The sequence below is a fragment of the Cellvibrio sp. PSBB006 genome (assembly GCF_002162135.1).
In the GTDB taxonomy this organism is placed as follows: domain Bacteria; phylum Pseudomonadota; class Gammaproteobacteria; order Pseudomonadales; family Cellvibrionaceae; genus Cellvibrio.
Genome location: NZ_CP021382.1, coordinates 637434 through 654959 on the forward strand (window position 1 = coordinate 637434; position 17526 = coordinate 654959).

The 17526-nt window shown below is 50.7% G+C and carries 15 protein-coding genes; 11 read left to right on the forward strand and 4 right to left on the reverse strand.

The genetic code is table 11. The features are described from left to right. Window positions 1-11: 11 nt before the first annotated feature. The 4 genes from CBR65_RS02950 to CBR65_RS02965 all read right to left on the reverse strand — a co-directional run bounded on the left by CBR65_RS02950 (window position 12) and on the right by CBR65_RS02965 (window position 3695). Window positions 12-779, reverse strand: a complete 768-nt coding sequence (locus tag CBR65_RS02950; protein ID WP_369825646.1) for a YciK family oxidoreductase — start codon at window positions 777-779, stop codon at window positions 12-14. 18 nt (window positions 780-797) lie between these two features. Further along, window positions 798-1538 (reverse strand): HAD family hydrolase, encoded by a 741-nt coding sequence (locus tag CBR65_RS02955; protein WP_232461334.1) that lies wholly within the window; start codon window positions 1536-1538, stop codon window positions 798-800. A gap of 34 nt (window positions 1539-1572) precedes the next feature. Beyond that, window positions 1573-2271, reverse strand: coding sequence for a bifunctional 2-polyprenyl-6-hydroxyphenol methylase/3-demethylubiquinol 3-O-methyltransferase UbiG (ubiG, locus tag CBR65_RS02960; RefSeq protein ID WP_087465460.1), 699 nt, complete (start codon window positions 2269-2271; stop codon window positions 1573-1575). Window positions 2272-2372: 101 nt separating this feature from the next. After that, window positions 2373-3695 carry a TRZ/ATZ family hydrolase gene (locus CBR65_RS02965; RefSeq protein ID WP_087465461.1) on the reverse strand — a complete coding sequence of 441 codons (1323 nt, stop codon included), beginning with the start codon at window positions 3693-3695 and terminating at the stop codon, window positions 2373-2375. A gap of 318 nt (window positions 3696-4013) precedes the next feature. Here CBR65_RS02965 and gyrA point away from each other — a divergent pair, with 318 nt between their 5' ends. The 11 genes from gyrA (at window position 4014) to CBR65_RS03020 (ending at window position 17486) form a co-directional block, all read left to right on the forward strand. Further along, window positions 4014-6680 (forward strand): DNA gyrase subunit A, encoded by a 2667-nt coding sequence (gene gyrA / locus CBR65_RS02970; protein ID WP_087465462.1) that lies wholly within the window; start codon window positions 4014-4016, stop codon window positions 6678-6680. A gap of 74 nt (window positions 6681-6754) precedes the next feature. Beyond that, a complete protein-coding gene (pheA, locus tag CBR65_RS02975) occupies window positions 6755-7864 on the forward strand; it encodes a prephenate dehydratase (protein ID WP_087465463.1) in 1110 nt (369 codons plus the stop codon). Between the two features lie 7 nt (window positions 7865-7871). Continuing rightward, complete coding sequence (locus CBR65_RS02980; protein ID WP_087465464.1) at window positions 7872-8861, forward strand: prephenate dehydrogenase/arogenate dehydrogenase family protein; 990 nt, start codon at window positions 7872-7874, stop codon at window positions 8859-8861. A gap of 214 nt (window positions 8862-9075) precedes the next feature. Continuing rightward, window positions 9076-9984, forward strand: coding sequence for a sulfate adenylyltransferase subunit CysD (cysD, locus tag CBR65_RS02985; RefSeq protein ID WP_087465465.1), 909 nt, complete (start codon window positions 9076-9078; stop codon window positions 9982-9984). Window positions 9985-10107: 123 nt separating this feature from the next. After that, the gene (cysN, locus tag CBR65_RS02990; RefSeq protein ID WP_087465466.1) at window positions 10108-11526 is read left to right on the forward strand and encodes a sulfate adenylyltransferase subunit CysN; all 1419 of its coding nucleotides are present in this window, start codon (window positions 10108-10110) and stop codon (window positions 11524-11526) included. A 186-nt stretch (window positions 11527-11712) separates the two neighbouring features. Then, complete coding sequence (locus CBR65_RS22570; RefSeq protein WP_087465467.1) at window positions 11713-12024, forward strand: helix-hairpin-helix domain-containing protein; 312 nt, start codon at window positions 11713-11715, stop codon at window positions 12022-12024. 110 nt (window positions 12025-12134) lie between these two features. Then, on the forward strand, window positions 12135-12839 hold the full coding sequence (gene pyrF, locus CBR65_RS03000; RefSeq protein ID WP_198300946.1) for an orotidine-5'-phosphate decarboxylase: 705 nt from the start codon (window positions 12135-12137) through the stop codon (window positions 12837-12839). Window positions 12840-12869: 30 nt separating this feature from the next. Then, the gene (cmk, locus tag CBR65_RS03005; protein ID WP_087468905.1) at window positions 12870-13547 is read left to right on the forward strand and encodes a (d)CMP kinase; all 678 of its coding nucleotides are present in this window, start codon (window positions 12870-12872) and stop codon (window positions 13545-13547) included. Window positions 13548-13681: 134 nt separating this feature from the next. Beyond that, the gene (locus CBR65_RS03010; RefSeq protein WP_087465469.1) at window positions 13682-15031 is read left to right on the forward strand and encodes a phosphomannomutase; all 1350 of its coding nucleotides are present in this window, start codon (window positions 13682-13684) and stop codon (window positions 15029-15031) included. Window positions 15032-15091: 60 nt separating this feature from the next. Continuing rightward, complete coding sequence (galU, locus tag CBR65_RS03015; RefSeq protein ID WP_087465470.1) at window positions 15092-15985, forward strand: UTP--glucose-1-phosphate uridylyltransferase GalU; 894 nt, start codon at window positions 15092-15094, stop codon at window positions 15983-15985. A gap of 82 nt (window positions 15986-16067) precedes the next feature. Further along, on the forward strand, window positions 16068-17486 hold the full coding sequence (locus CBR65_RS03020; protein WP_087465471.1) for a mannose-1-phosphate guanylyltransferase/mannose-6-phosphate isomerase: 1419 nt from the start codon (window positions 16068-16070) through the stop codon (window positions 17484-17486). Window positions 17487-17526 lie beyond the last annotated feature (40 nt).

Below are 17526 nucleotides of genomic sequence, written 5' to 3' on the forward strand. Positions count from 1 at the left end.
TATCAATAATTCTACTCCGATATTTCCTCAGCATATTCGAATTGCTGGCCGGATATTCCAATCGAATCATCGCCCATCAAATATAAATAAGCTGGCATTAAATCTTCCGGAGGTTTAATGCTGGTGGGATTTTCGGCTGGATAAGCCGCCGCCCGCATGCGGGTGCGAGTGGCGCCAGGGTTAATACTGTTCACGCGAATACGCGAAGTTTCCTGAAGTTCGTCAGCCAGAGTTTGCATCAAATTTTCGGCAGCAGCTTTGGATGCGGCATATCCACCCCAAAACGCACGGCCTTGTATACCCACGGTAGAGCCTGTAAATAAGATAGAAGCGTTGGGTGCTTTATCGAGCAAGGGTAGTAGTGCACGCGTCAGCATAAAAGGTGCGTTCACATTCACCTGCATGGCGCGCATCCAGGTTGTGCTGCTGTAATTGCTGATGGGCGTACGTTCGCCCAGTTCAGCGGCATTGTGCAGGATGCCATCTACGCGTCCAAAAGCATCGTTAATGGCATTACCCAAATCCACGTAATCTTTCTCAACAGCACCTTCAAAGTTGATCGGATAAATAGCAGGTTGAGGATGACCAGCTGCTTCGATTTCGTCGTAAACCATTTCAAGTTTGGCCATGGTGCGGCCCAATAAAACAACGGTCGCACCATGTGCGGCAAACGTCTTTGCGGCTACGCGCCCGATACCGTCGCCGGCACCGGTAACCAGGATAATTTTATCCTGTAATACGTTTGCCGCAGCAGTGTAATCTTTTGGTATGTGCATCATAAATTTGCGTCCCGACAATCAGTTTTCCATATGACCTGCAGTTTCCGACGTTCCGCTATCGCTTCTGACTAATTGTCTGGAGGCAATCATCAGGTTTTCAAGGATGGGCCAGATTTCATCGGCGTGATTGACACAATAATCGGCTTGCCAGTTGTCGATGTTATCCTCGGCTTCAATGTAACCGTAGGCTGCTGCAATGGTAATTGCCCCCGCCTCTCTGCCGCAATCGATATCGCGTTTGTGATCGCCAATATACACAATCTCATCAGGCTGGCAGCCGACATGTTGGCTGGCGAGAAACATGGATTCCGGATGCGGTTTGCGTTGCTTAACATCTTCCGGGCAGATGATGCTGATGGGAGGCGGTTGTATTGGCAAGGCTTTCAACAGTTGGTGGGTATAGGCCGAGGGTTTGTTGGTGGCAATACCCCAGGCAATATTGTGTTGCTGTAATTTGGAGAGTAATTCGTTAATGCCGGGAAATAATTGTGTATGTACTGCAATGTGCAACGCATAAAGCTCAAGTAAACGTACACGTAACCGCTCAAAATGCGGGTCCTGATCGTCAATGCCGAAACCGAGACTGACCAGTGCGCGCGCACCATTGGATACAGACGCGCGAATCAGATCAGCGGGCAGAGCAGGGCGTTGGTTCTCTTCCAATAATTGATTTAACACCACGATAAAATCGGGCGCGGTATCCAGTAAGGTACCATCAAGGTCAAACATGACGGCACGAATCGGTTTGCTGGGTGACATGCAAAAATCCTGAGTTGAAAAGCGCAGTAGCTTGCTAGATTTTCTTGGCGTGCAACAAATAATTCACGCTAACATCTTGTGGGTCAAGCTTGTAGTTTTTAGTTAGCGGGTTATAAGTCATGCCGGTGATGTCCTGCAATTCCAAACCGCTCTGGCGTAACCATTTTGCCAGCTCCGAAGGTCGAATAAATTTGCTGTATTCGTGCGTACCTTTGGGGAGCAGCTTTAATAGATATTCTGCGCCGAGAATGGCGAAGGCATAAGCCTTGGGATTGCGGTTAATCGTTGAGAAATACACATCGCCGCCCGGTTTTACCAATTGTGCGCACGCATTGACGATGGAGCTGGGATCAGGCACGTGCTCAAGCATCTCAAGGCAGGTGACAATGTCAAACTGGCCAGCCGCTTCGGTGGCCAGTGTTTCAGCAGCAATTTTTCGGTAATCGACATTCACACCGGTTTCCAGTGCGTGCAGTCGCGCCACCGACAAAGGCGCTTCGCCCATATCAATGCCGGTCACATCGGCGCCTCGTTGCGCCAGGGATTCCGCCAGAATGCCGCCGCCACAACCAACATCCAACAGCTTGCGTTGCGCAACGGGAGAACGTTGATCGATGTAGTTAGCACGTAAGGGATTAATGTCGTGCAACGGCTTGAATTCACTGTTTCTGTCCCACCATCGACTGGCGAGTGCTTCAAATTTAGCAATTTCGGCGGCGTCTACATTGCTCATAAAACATTGCCCATTAAAAGGTTTTTAGGTGTGATCTTTGGCAGCGGTATCACTTGATTGTTTTGGCGTATTACGCGGTGCTATTCCGGCCCGCTTGCTTTCTATTTTGCGATTTGTTGGCGCCACCAGCGGGCTTTGCCGATAAGCTCGCGCTCGTTGAGTGTTTGCAGCTGGCGGCTGAGCATCAGCGCGCGACCGCCTACCCAGACATGGCTGACGCGATGGCTGCAACCGGTATAAATCAATTGAGATACCGGGTTGTACAGCGGCTGCGCTTCCAGTTCGCCCAGATCAATTGCGGTAATATCTGCCGCTTTGCCGACTTCAAGGCTACCTATGCGGTCTTCCATTCCCAATGCCCTGGCGCCATTGATCGTTGCCATGCGTAACGCCTGATGCGCATCCAGGGCCGCGGCATCATCGGCAACGGCCTTGGCGAGAAGGGCAGCAGTCTTAAGTTCGGACAAGAGATTCAGGTCGTTGTTGCTGGCGGCGCCATCCGTGCCTATGGCGATATTGACGCCGGCATTCCAAAGTTTCTGCACCGGGCAAAAACCACTGGCCAATTTGAGATTTGATTCAGGGCAGTGAATGACATGGGCGCCACTTTCGAGCAGCAAATCGATATCGCTCTCATCCACTTGCGTCATATGCACGCATTGTGTCAGTGGAGTGAGCACGCCCAAATCCATCAAGCGCTGAGCCGGACGTTTCATATGTTTCCTCAGGGATTCCTCTACCTCAAAACGTGTTTCGTGGAGGTGGATATGAATCGGCGAATCCATTTCCTGGGCCAGCACAGCCACCTTCTCCAATACATCGTCGGAGACGGTATAAGGAGCATGGGGTCCGAAACCAACATTCACCAGATGACTGGAGCGGAAGTCATCATGCAGTGCGAGACCTTTGGCGAAATAATCCTCCGGCCCCTGGCCCCAGGCAGAAGGAAAATCGAAGATCGGAAAGGCTATTTGCGCCCGCATGTGGGCTTGTTGGGCAGCCTGGGCGGCTTGCTCGGGATAGAAATACATGTCGGCAAAACAGGTCGTGCCGCTTTTGATCATCTCGGCCATGGCTAACTCAGTGCCATCGCGCACAAATTCTTCGCTAACCCACTGATCCTCGGCAGGCCAGATGTGATTGTTGAGCCAATCGCGCAAGGGTTTGTCGTCCGCAAAGCCACGCAGCAGGCTCATAGCTGCGTGACCGTGGGCATTGATAAGGCCAGGTATAACCAGGTGGTTAGTCAGGTTGATGGTTTGTTCGGCGTTGAAGCGTTTATCCGCTTCGTCCTGGGGAACAATAGCAACGATAGCGCCGTTGTGAACCGCCAGGGCACAATTTTCAAGCACGCGGTCCTCCGGTATAACCGGGACAATCCACCGCGCTTTAATCAATAAACGAATGCTTTCTGGTGCAGGCATGGTCTTTCCTGGGTTAAAACGTCCCGAGATTGAGAGCCGCGCAGTATAACCCAAAGCGTGTTGATGGGCAGTGATCCACAGCGCAGCGACCGGGTCTATCGGGGGTTGATCAATGAATGCTCAGGCGCTCCACGAGCTGGCCTAAAAAATGCCTATCGAATTGATTTTGTGGTAGTATTCCCGCCTTTCTGTGGCAGCCAAACCCGTTTTTAAAAAGGCCGTTCAGTGTGTCGTTAAAAGCCGGTCGATCACTCGCCAGTGCTGACAAAATGATCAATTAACCCAAGCAGTCACCATAATAAGGAATGCTGTAAACCCATGGGCGAATTTGCAAAAGAAGTTTTACCCGTAAATATCGAAGACGAACTCAAGCAGTCCTATCTCGATTACGCTATGAGCGTTATTGTAGGCCGTGCATTGCCGGATGTGCGCGACGGTTTGAAACCAGTGCATCGCCGTGTGCTCTTTGCCATGAGCGAGTTGAACAACGACTGGAACAAGCCTTATAAAAAGTCGGCTCGTGTCGTGGGTGACGTTATCGGTAAATACCATCCCCACGGTGACTCAGCGGTTTATGACACCATCGTGCGTATGGCGCAGCCGTTTTCATTGCGCTACATGCTGGTGGACGGTCAGGGGAACTTCGGTTCCATTGATGGCGATAACGCAGCAGCTATGCGTTATACCGAAATCCGGATGGCCAAGCTGGCCCATGACCTGTTGGCCGATCTCGACAAAGAAACCGTCGATTTTGCGCCCAACTATGATGGTTCCGAACAAATCCCCGTTGTATTACCCACCCGTATTCCTAATCTGCTGGTCAATGGCTCCTCCGGTATTGCTGTGGGTATGGCCACCAATATCCCGCCGCATAACCTGAAGGAAGTGGTGCAGGGCTGTCTGGCGATGATTGATAACCCCGATATCACCGTCGATGAACTGATGGAATATATTCCCGGTCCGGATTTCCCCACTGGCGCGATCATCAATGGCCGCGCAGGTATTGTGGAGGCTTATCGTACCGGTCGCGGCCGTATTTACGTGCGCGCCAAAGCGAATATCGAAGTGGATGAAAAAACCGGCCGCGAAACCATCATCGTGACCGAGATCCCTTACCAGTTAAACAAGGCGCGCTTGATTGAGCGTATCGCCGAGCTGGTAAAAGAAAAGAAAATCGAAGGCATCAGCGAACTGCGTGACGAGTCGGACAAAGATGGTTTGCGTATCGTTATCGAGGTCAAGCGCACCGAATCTGCCGATGTTTTGTTGAACAACCTTTACGCCCAAACACAATTGCAAAACGTGTTTGGTATCAACATGGTGGCTCTGGATGACGGCCAGCCCAAGATTTTAAATCTGTGGGATTTGATCGACGCGTTCATTCGTCACCGTCGCGAAGTGGTCACCCGCCGCACCGTTTACCTGTTGCGCAAAGCGCGTGAGCGCGGCCATATTCTGGAAGGTCTGGCGGTTGCCATTGCCAATATCGATGAAGTTATTGAGCTGATCAAGCGCTCACCCAGTCCTGCCGAAGCAAAAGATGGCTTGATGGCACGGGGTTGGGATGCGCGCGAAATGGCGCCGTTCCTGGAGCGTGCCGGTGAAGATGCCTGTCGTCCGGAAGATCTGGGTGAAGAATTTGGCGTGCGTGACGGTAAATACTATTTGTCCGCTGCGCAGGCACAAGCCATCCTGGAATTGCGCCTGCATCGTTTGACTGGCATGGAGCACGACAAGTTGCTTGCCGAATACGATGAAAAGCTGGTGCAAATTGCCGGATACCTCGAAATCCTCGGCAATCCCATACGCTTGATGACGGTAATCCGCGAAGAGCTTGAGCAGGTGATTGTGGATTACGGCGATGCCCGCCGCACCGAAATTGTTGCGTCGACGCTGGATTTGACCACCGAAGATCTGATCAATGAAGAAGACCGCGTAGTAACGATTTCTCATGGTGGCTACGCCAAGAGTCAACCGCTGGATGATTACCAGGCACAGCGTCGCGGTGGTATGGGTAAATCTGCCACAGCCGTTAAAGATGAAGACTTTATCGAGCATCTGCTGATCGCCAGTACCCACGATACGATTTTGTGTTTCACCAATGCCGGTAAGGTTTATTGGTTGAAGGTATATATGATTCCTGTTGCGGGGCGTCAGTCACGTGGCCGCCCGGTGGTGAATTTATTGCCGCTGGAAGAGGGCGAACGTATTACCTCTATCCTGCCGGTGAGAACCTACGATGACGACCACTTTATTTTTATGGCTACCGCTAACGGTACCGTGAAGAAAACCGTGTTGACGCAGTTCTCCCGTCCGCGCAGTGTCGGTTTGCGGGCGATTGAGTTGGACGAAGGCGATACGCTTGTCGGCACAGCGATTACCAACGGTTCCTGTGATGTCATCCTGTTCTCCAGCAGCGGTAAGGCCGCACGCTTCCGCGAAGAGCAGGTTCGGGCGATGGGACGCACGTCACGTGGTGTGCGCGGTATTCGCCTGGCTGAAGGTCAGCGTGTTGTAGGGATGGTTATTCCCATGGAAAACGGTCATGTGCTGACCGTGAGTGAACATGGTTATGGAAAGCGCACAGATGTCAGCGAGTTCCCGGCGAAAGGTCGTGGTTCGCAAGGCGTTATTGGTATGCAGACCACTGAGCGTAACGGTCAACTTGTGGGTGCCGTGCAAGTGTTTGATGGTGAAGAGATTATGTTGATCTCGGATCAGGGCACCATGGTACGCACGCGGGTTGATGAAGTGTCATTGTTGAGCCGCAACACGCAAGGTGTACGCTTGATCAAGCTCAAAACCGGTGAGCGTATGCAGGGGCTTGAGCGCATTGAAGAAAGTGCTGATGAAACCGCAAATCGTGCGCTGGCAACCGCTGAATCCTCTGGTGATGACCTCGTTGATGACGCTGGTGATGAAGGAGTACCGGATGGCGCACCAACCGATGACAACTCAACTGAGGCGTCAGATAACGATGAATAAATTAGCGCAGCCTGATCAATCAGGCTGTGTTTTTATTTGTCTCTCTTTTCACTACAACACGCTGTAGTTAACTCATGTCAGCCGAACAGAACGAAGAGCAAAAACTCCTGGCCCTGCGCAACGAAATCGATGCGATTGATGAAGAAATCGGTCGCTTGATCTCAGCCCGTGCCAAATGTGCGCAAGACGTGGCGGAAGTGAAAAAGGCCACCTTACCACCGGAAGCGCAAGTACTCTTCTATCGCCCCGAGCGTGAAGCGCAGGTGTTGCGTAAGGCCATGGAGCGGAATGTCGGGCCGTTAAGTAACGAAGAAATGGCACGCCTGTTTCGGGAAATTATGTCGGCCTGCCTTGCGTTGGAAAATCCTATCAAGGTGGCCTATCTCGGGCCGGAAGGTACTTTCACGCAGCAGGCAGCCTTGAAACATTTTGGCCATTCAGCCGTGGCTCTGCCGTTTTCTGCTATTGATGAAGTATTTCGTGAGGTGGAAGCCGGTGCCGTGAATTACGGTGTGGTACCTGTTGAGAATTCTACCGAGGGGGTGGTTAATCATACTCTCGATAATTTTATGGGCTCCAACCTGAAAATTTGCGGTGAAGTAGAGTTGCGTATCCACCAAAATTTATTGGTGTCCGATGTCACCAATGTCGGCAGCATCAGCCGTATTTATTCGCACTCCCAATCCCTGGCTCAATGTCGCAAATGGCTCGATGCGCATTATCCCAAAGCGGAACGTATCGCTGTGAATAGCAATGCTGAAGCAGCCAAACGCCTGAAGGGTGAATGGAACGCGGCGGCTATCGCCGGTAGCATGGCGGCGGAGCTCTATGGCTTGAAAGTACTGGCCGAAAAAATTGAAGATCAGCCAGACAACTCCACGCGTTTTTTAATTATTGGTACGCAAACCGTTCCCGCCAGCGGCGTGGATAAAACGTCGGTCGTCGTTGCTATGCGTAACGAGCCGGGCGCGTTGCATAATTTGCTGGAGCCGTTCCACCGTCACAATATCGACCTCACTCGCGTGGAGACCCGTCCATCACGTACCGGCGCCTGGACCTATGTGTTCTTTATTGATTTTGTCGGTCATGTTGATGATCCTCTGATCAGCAAGGTTCTTAAAGAAGTGGCGCAACGCGCTGCGGATTTGAAATTGCTGGGCTCTTATCCCAAAGCGGTTCTTTGATTCCGTTATGACTCTCTCTTCAACGTCTCGCTGGCAGGGTATTAACAAGCTCGTCGTGGTCGGTATCGGTCTGATCGGCGGCAGTTTGGCAACCGGTTTGAAGGCCCGTGGTGTCTGCAAAGAAGTGATCGGCATTGCTCGTCGCCAACAAATCTGTGAAGAGGCTGTAGCCTTGGGTATTGTTGATCGCGCTTATGTTGAGCTCGCCGAGATAGCGAGCGAATTGAGTGCGGGCGATGTCATCTTTATTGCCGTGCCGACGTTATCGGTGGCCGCCGTATTTCAACAGATAAAAGATACCGTCTCGCCTTCGGTAACCGTCACCGATGGCGCCAGTGTTAAGGGTAGTGTGCAGCAGGCAGCCGAAGCAGTTTATGGCGAGGTGCCTGCACAATTGGTTTTAGGCCATCCGATTGCCGGCTCGGAAAAAAGTGGCGTAACCGCAGCAAATCCTGATTTATATGAAAAGCATCGCGTCATCCTGACCCCGCTGGAGAACACGGGCGCACAACACCTTGAGCTGGTCACCCACATGTGGCAGGCCGTGGGTGCAGAAGTGTTAAGTATGTCGGTGGCGGAGCATGATGATGTATTGGCGGCTACGAGCCACCTGCCTCATGCGATTGCTTATTCTCTTGTGGATACCCTGGCGAAAGACATTGGTAACCCCAATATCTTTCGCTATGCCGCTGGCGGCTTCCGTGACTTTACCCGCATCGCATCCAGTGATCCGGTTATGTGGCACGATATTATGCGCGCCAACAAAACCAGTGTGCTGCATGCGCTGGATTTATTTATTGATAATCTGATGCGCCTGCGTAGTGGTATTGAGCAGGAGAACAGCGAATATCTGCTTGAGGTTTTTACCCGGGCAAAATCGGCGCGTGACCATTTCACCAACGTCTTGGCTAAAAAAGCTGACCTTGATCGAGATAATCACTCGCCGGTGGATACTCCGGCACAGCCGGACAGCAAGATACCTGGAAATTCACCATGATCAATGCTGCTACGGCTTGAGTGCTACAGGGCCGACTCATGCGCAAAATACGACAAATGTCGCTATGTCTTTTCCGACACTTGTTCAATTGGCCAAACAAACAGGCATAAACATAGAAGTAATTAATCATTAGCAATTGGCGGACGGTTATTTATAATTCGCGACCAGCGAGCCTGCTGCCTGTCAGTAATCACTTTTTATTTGGTAGTCGTTAATGTCCAACTACAACCTGACTCACTTGAAACAACTGGAAGCGGAAAGTATCCACATCATTCGTGAAGTGGCGGCGGAGTTTGATAAGCCGGTTATGCTGTATTCCGTGGGTAAGGACTCGGCGGTGATGATGCACCTGACCATGAAAGCCTTTCACCCGGGAAAACCGCCATTTCCCTTAATGCACGTTGATACCACCTGGAAATTCCGCGAGATGATTGAATTTCGCGATAAGCGTGTCAAAGAGCTGGGTTGGGATTTGATTGTGCATATCAACCAGGAAGGTGTTGATATGGGCATCAGCCCCTTTGTTCACGGCAGTGCCAAACACACGGATATTATGAAAACCCAGAGTCTGAAGCAGGCGCTGAATAAATACGGTTTTGATGCAGCGTTCGGCGGTGCCCGTCGTGACGAGGAAAAATCCCGTGCGAAAGAGCGGGTCTATTCTTTCCGCGATAAAAACCATCGTTGGGACCCGAAAAACCAGCGCCCGGAATTGTGGGATATCTATAACGGTCGTGTCGACAAAGGTGAAAGCATTCGTGTATTCCCCCTGTCCAACTGGACGGAGCTGGATATCTGGCAATATATCCATCTGGAAAACATCCCGATTGTTCCTTTGTATTTCGCGGCCAAGCGTCCGGTGGTCAAGCGTGATGGAACGCTGATCATGGTAGACGATGATCGTATGCCTATTGGCCCGAATGACAAAGTGGAAGAAAGAATGGTTCGCTTCCGCACCCTTGGTTGTTACCCCTTAACCGGTGCAGTGGAATCCGAAGCGGCAACGCTCCCGGAAATTATCCAGGAAATGCTCCTTACCACGACGTCCGAGCGCCAGGGGCGAGTGATCGACCACGACAGCTCTGGCTCAATGGAAAAGAAAAAACAGGAAGGTTATTTCTAGCAGTGGGCGAGCAAGCAAGGTTAGTGGATTTGCCTCATGCACTACGTCCACTAATCCGCCGCATTTTGAAATCATTTAACGAATACATACTAGTTACTCACGACTAGCGACTAGAGACCCAATATGTCACACCAATCAGATTTAATTGCAACGGACATCGATGCCTACCTCGCGCAGCATGAACAAAAAGAGCTGTTGCGCTTTTTGACTTGCGGTAGCGTGGATGATGGTAAAAGCACCTTGATCGGGCGGCTGCTACACGACTCCAAGATGATCTATGAAGATCAGCTGGAAGCGGTGCGTTCCGACAGCACCAAGCACGGCACCACCGGCGAAAAAATTGACCTGGCATTGTTGGTGGATGGTTTGCAGGCCGAGCGCGAGCAGGGCATTACCATCGATGTGGCTTATCGTTATTTCTCTACGGCCAAACGTAAATTTATCATTGCTGATACACCGGGGCACGAACAGTACACGCGTAATATGGCAACCGGTGCATCAACCTGTGACTTGGCCATTATCCTTATCGATGCGCGTCACGGTGTGATGACGCAGACACGTCGCCACAGTTATATCGCTTCACTCCTGGGTATTCGCCACATCGTGGTCGCCATCAACAAGATGGATCTACTGGATTTCAGCGAATCGGTATTTGAAAAAATCAAAGCAGATTATCTGGTTTTTGCTGAAAAGCTCGGTATGAACGGCATCAGTTTTGTGCCCATCTCTGCACTTGAGGGAGATAACGTCGTTAACCGTTCCGAAAAATCCCCGTGGTATCAGGGCCAGACTTTGATGGAGATTCTGGAATCGGTTCCGGTAGCAGCGGATAAAAATTTCGATGATTTCCGTTTTCCGGTGCAATACGTCAATCGTCCCAACCTTAACTTCCGCGGTTTCTGCGGCAATGTTGCTTCCGGTGTGGTACGTGTCGGCGATGCGATTAAAGCGCTGCCTTCAGGCAAAACCAGCAAGGTAAAAGCGATAGTCACCTATGACGGAGATCTGCCGGAAGCCTTTGCCGGTCAGGCAGTTACGCTGACGCTGGAAGACGAAATTGATATCAGTCGCGGCGATATGATTGTGTTGGCCAAAGATGAGGTGCCGCAAACCAATCATCTTAAAGCACATGTGGTGTGGATGAACGAAAAAGCCTGCCGCACACACACAGAGTATTTATTCAAATTCGCCAGCAAGGTCGTCAGCGGCAGTGTTGAAAAGATTGATTATCGCGTCGATGTTAATACGCAGGAACACACCCATGTGGATAACCTGCAACTAAACGATATTGCTGTGGTGGATGTTTCGTTGAATCAGGCAGTTATTGTGGATCAATACCCGGTGAATCGTGCTACTGGTGCTTTCATCGTTATTGATCGACTGACTAACCTCACGGTGGGCGCTGGCATGGTGATTGATCGTTTGGAAGCAACAACGACAACTGCCGTCAATTACAGCGAGTTTGAGTTGGAATTAAATGCGCTGATTCGCAAACATTTTCCCCATTGGGACGCACGTGATTTAAGTAAATTATTGCGTTGATTCCATTTTCTATCCACCACCGCTGAATATCCGGCGGTGGTGGAACATATTTCTTGTAAGACATCTCCTACACGACTTTCAGTCATTTCCTCTGGCCATAACCCGTCTCGCTTTATAACCTACGCGCCGCATGCAGGAATCGCATGCATACTCCAATCATCTATTAAATAGAAAAGGATTTTTCCTATGAAAGCGTTTGTCTCCTGTGTTTTTGCTGCTGCACTTGTTCTCCTTTCCTCTTCCTTTGCTCTGGCTGTAGAAAATAAACCTGCTCAAAAGGCAGCGGAAGCTTCTCAGCTGCAACAAGCTGTCAATATCAATACGGCGGACGCTGATACCCTATCAACTCTGAAAGGGATTGGTGCGAAAAAGGCGGAGGCCATTATTGCGTGGCGTGAGGCTAATGGAGGGTTTACTTCAGTAGAGCAACTGTTGGAAGTTAAAGGTATTGGCGTCGCGATTCTGGATGCGAACCGCGATAATCTCCGCCTCCAGTAACATCTGACAGCGAGAATTGCTGCGAAAACCCGTAAGATTTGCTTTAATGACGGCCCGAATCCGCAAGGATCGGGCTTTTTTTACAGCTGGAGAAAGGTGAGGTGGTGATGATACCAGTGCAAGGGCCGCGAATAATTGTCGCTATGGACTTTGACAACGTGAACGATTGTCTGGCACTGGCCAGACGTTTATCCCCCCGGGACTGTCGATTAAAAGTCGGTAAAGAGCTGTTTACCACTGCGGGCCCCGCCATTGTTGAACAATTGATGGCGATGGGCTTTGAAATCTTTCTGGATCTGAAATTTCACGATATCCCCAATACGACAGCCAAAGCTGTGAAGGCTGCCGCCAATCTCGGCGTCTGGATGGTCAATGTGCATGCCTCGGGCGGTGAGCGTATGATGAGCGCATCCCGCGAAATTTTGGAACAAGCATCAGGCAAGCGCCCTTTATTGATCGGCGTCACTGTTCTGACCAGCCTCGATGATAGTGATTTGCAGGCTATCGGTATTCAGGAATCAGCACAGCAGCAAGTAGCGCGCCTCGCGCGGTTGACCCAACAATGCGGGCTTGACGGTATCGTCTGTTCGGCGCAGGAGGCACGGGATTTGCGTATTTCTTTGGGAAATGAATTTTGCCTGGTAACACCTGGCATCCGTTTGCCGGATTCAGTAAAGGATGATCAACGCCGTACGCTTACCCCTGGGGAAGCCATACAAGCGGGCAGCAGTTATCTGGTGATTGGCCGTCCTATTACCCAGGCTATTGACCCGGTTGCCGTGTGTGAATCCATCAATCGTTCGCTGAATGTTTAATTGGATGTAAGGAATCTGGATTTGACTACTATTGGCACACCTACTGTCATCGCGATCGATGGCCCCAGTGGTTCCGGCAAAGGAACATTGAGTCAGCTGCTCGCAAAAAAAACTGGCTTTCATTTGCTCGATAGTGGAGCACTCTATCGATTGGTTGCACTGGCAGCGCTCAAACAAGACGTTAATATTCAGGATGAGCGACAAGTCGAGCAGGTTGCTGCACAGCTTGATGTTCGTTTTGATATTACCGATGAAAGCACACGCATTTTATTGAGCGGTGAAGATGTCACCAGCGCTATTCGCAATGAAATTATCAGTATGAATGCATCCGTTGTGGCCGCTTATCCCGGTGTGCGCGAAGCGCTGCTCAAGCGTCAGCGGGATTTTCGTCAGTTGCCCGGTCTGGTAGCAGACGGTCGCGATATGGGCACCACCGTTTTTCCTGATGCAGATATTAAAATATTTTTAACTGCCAGTGCAGAAGCGCGCGCGCAGCGTCGCTACAAACAACTCGTCGAAAAAGGCGAGAGTGTCGACATGAATGCCTTGATAAAAGATATTCAGGAACGTGATGAACGTGATAGCAAACGCACAGTTTCGCCATTAAAACCGGCAGCTGATGCGATATTGTTGGATAGCACACAGATGACTATCGAAGAAGTATTGGAAGCTATGCTGAGTTTGGTGAAAGGCGCTAAGCATTCTTGATATCTACATCATAGTTTGTATGGAGAGATGTCAACAAACGGTAAGAATGCGCAGCTATGTTGCTCCGCAGTATTAAATAATGTCGGTAGTTGTTTGCCGACGGATTGTTTCAGTGTAAAGATGGAATATTCGACATGACATTGACTTGCTTTAAAGCCTACGACATTCGAGGCAAATTGGGAGAAGAATTAAACGAGGACATCGTCTACCGCATCGGCCGTGCTTATGCGGTTTTTTTACGTCCAAAAACTGTCGTGGTTGGTGGCGATGTGCGCTTGACCAGTAATGCATTAAAAAATGCATTAAGTAATGGTTTGCGCGATGAAGGTGTAGACGTCATCGATATCGGTATGTGTGGCACTGAAGAAATTTATTTTGCCACCAGTCATCTCAAAAGAGACGGCGGCATCGTTATTACGGCCAGTCACAATCCGATTGACTACAACGGCATGAAGATGGTGCGCGAAGGTTCGAAGCCAATCAGTAATGACACGGGTTTAAGTGATATCAAACGCCTTGCAGAAGCGAATGATTTTGCCCCGGTTGATGCAGGAAAGCGCGGTAGCTATCGTCAGGAAAGTACGCTGGATGCTTACGTGCAACACCTGCTCGGGTATATTGATGTAACTCAGTTAAAACCACTGAAGCTGGTCGTCAATGCCGGCAATGGTGCGGCGGGTCATGTTATCGACGCGCTTGAAAAACATTTGCCATTTGAATTTATCAAGATCAATCACGAGCCCGACGGCAATTTTCCGAATGGTATTCCCAACCCCTTGCTGCCTGAAAATCGTCCAGTCACCAGCGAGGCTGTCCTGAAGCACGGCGCTGATATGGGTATTGCCTGGGATGGTGATTTTGATCGCTGTTTTCTGTTTGATGAGCAAGGCCAATTCACCGAAGGGTACTACATCGTCGGGTTACTGGCGGAAGCCTTTTTGATTAAAAGCCCTGGCGAAAAAGTCATTCATGATCCGCGTCTGGTGTGGAATACCATCGATATCGCAAAACGTAACGGCGGCACCGCGATTCAATCCAAAACCGGCCACTCGTTCATCAAAGAGCGTATGCGCGAAGAAGATGCGATCTACGGCGGTGAGATGAGTGCGCACCATTATTTCCGCGATTTCTTCTATTGCGACAGCGGTATGATTCCCTGGTTGCTGGTCGCGGAGTTGTTATGCCGTAAAAGCCAGCCCTTGTCCTCCATGCTCGAAGATTGCATTGCGCGTTTCCCATCGCCGGGTGAAATCAACAGCCATGTGGAAAACCCTAAAGAAGCCATCGAACGCGTACTCGCGCATTATGGTGATCAACCCAAGTCGGTTGACCGCACAGACGGTATCAGCCTTGAATTCGATACCTGGCGATTCAATCTGCGTATGTCCAATACTGAACCGGTGGTGCGCCTGAACGTTGAAAGCCGTGGTGATGCCGAGTTGGTTAAGCGCAAGACAGACGAAGTACTGGCGTTACTCGCATAATTGCTTCGCGTCGAATCATTCGCGTGAGAGACAACCAAATTAAAAACCAAGGAGTTTTGAATGCAAATCAAAAAAGCGGTAATTCCTGTTGCGGGTCTGGGTACCCGTATGTTGCCAGCGACCAAGGCAATCCCCAAAGAAATGTTGCCGGTGGTTGATAAGCCGCTGATTCAATATGTGATTGAAGAAGCGGCAGCGGCCGGGATTAAAGAAATCGTTCTGGTGACTCACGCCAGTAAGAATGCCATCGAAAACCATTTTGATACCAGCTTTGAATTGGAAGCGCAGTTAGAGGCGCGCTTGAAGCGTTCTCTACTGCAGGAAATTCGTTCCATTACACCGCCGGGTTTGACCGTTATCTCTGTCCGTCAGGCAGAGGCTAAAGGTTTGGGGCATGCGATTTTGTGCGCTCGGCCGGTGGTGGGTGATGAGCCCTTTGCGGTGCTTCTACCTGATGTCTTGATCGATAGGGCTGAGTGCAATCTGCGGCAAGATAACCTAGCGGGCATGACCAAGCGCTTTATGGAAACTGGCAACAGCCAGGTGTTGGTCGAGCGCGTGCCACGCGATCAGATCGATAAATACGGTGTAGTGGATTGTTCCGGTGTGGAGATCGGGCCGGGCGAGTGCGCTGCCATCAAGGCGATGGTTGAAAAGCCGCCGGTTGATGAAGCACCATCAGATATGGCTATCGTCGGACGCTATGTCTTGTCCAAGAAAACCTGGGAATTGTTGGCCAAAACCCAGCCTGGTGCCGGCGGTGAAATTCAGCTGACTGACGCCATGGATGAATTATTGGAGCAGGAAACCATGGAAGCCTATCAACTAATCGGACGCAGTCACGATTGCGGTACCAAGATAGGCTACATGATGGCCAATGTGATTTATGCCGCGCGTCACGATGCCATTGGCAAAGAGTTCGAAGAATTTGTTCGTCAGCGTTACTGCAAGTAATCTTTATTCTATGACCGCCCCCTGAGCGTCAGGAACAACGCAGGGGCGGTTCCCTTCATTTACACAGCAGTGGAGAGATCTCTTGATAATACCCGTTATCATGGCAGGAGGGTCCGGCACACGCTTGTGGCCTCTTTCCCGGCAGCATTACCCCAAACAACTGTTGAAGCTGTTCGGTGATAAAACCATGCTTCAGCAAACCTTGTTGCGCCTTGCCGGTTTACCGGATGTTGCATCGCCGATTGTTGTCTGTAACGAAGAGCATCGTTTTATGGTGGCCGAGCAGTTGCAGGAAATCGGGCAACGCGATGCCGTCATTATTCTGGAGCCGGTAGCACGCAATACCGCACCGGCCATTGCGCTTGCCGCACTGCAAGCCCGCTCAATGGAAAGCAATCCAACTTTATTGGTATTGGCTGCTGACCATATGATCCGCGACGTACAAGAATTTCAACGGGTGGTGAGTCTCGCTGTGCAAGCGGCGGGCGAGGGGCGGATTGCAACCTTCGGCGTGCAACCGACGCATCCTGAAACCGGTTATGGCTACATCAAAACCGAGACAGGGAAGGGCGCTGATGATGGCTTTTATTTTCCAGTTGAACAGTTTGTGGAGAAGCCTGATCTGCCGACAGCAGAAGCTTATCTAGACGCAGGTTGTTACTACTGGAACAGTGGTATGTTCGTGTTTAACACGGACGTGTTTTTGAGCGAGATGGAGCATTACAGCCCCGATGTAATCGCTGCCACCGAGCAGGCCAGAACCCTGGCAGTCCATGATCTCGACTTTATTCGTATCGATCGTGACGCTTTCGCCGAAGCGCCCAATATTTCTATCGACTATGCCTTGATGGAAAAAAGCCAGAAGGTTGTCTGTGTGCCTCTGGATGCCGGCTGGAGTGATGTGGGTGATTGGAAATCCTTCTCTGACCTGTCGGACAAAGATGGAGCGAATAACAGTTTTATCGGCGATACCATCGATATCGGCTCGACGGATACTCTGGTGTTCTCGCAGGACAAATTGGTGGCAACCGTCGGGGTAAAAAACCTGATGATCATCAACACCCCCGATGCCGTGCTGGTTGCTGATAAGTCCCAGGCGCAACAGGTAAAAGCGGTTATTGCACATATTATCCAGCAGAAGCGCAGTGAGCATCTGCAGCACCGTGAGATATACCGCCCCTGGGGTTGTTATGACGCCATTGATACAGGAGAGCGTTACCAGGTCAATCGTATCCGTGTTAAACCGGGCGCGAGCTTGTCGTTGCAACTTCACCACCATCGTGCAGAGCACTGGATTGTGGTGAAAGGAACGGCGCTGGTGCAGAAGGGTGATGAGGTGACGTTACTATCGGAAAACGAATCTACGTTTATCCCGATCGGGACCCGCCACCGCTTGAGCAATCCGGGTAAGATTCCGCTGGAAATTGTTGAAGTGCAGTCTGGTCCGTATTTGCAAGAGGACGATGTTATTCGTTACGAGGACAGTTACGGTCGCTCCTGATGCACAGATGCCGGATTGCCAAGCTCAGGCAGTCCGGCAT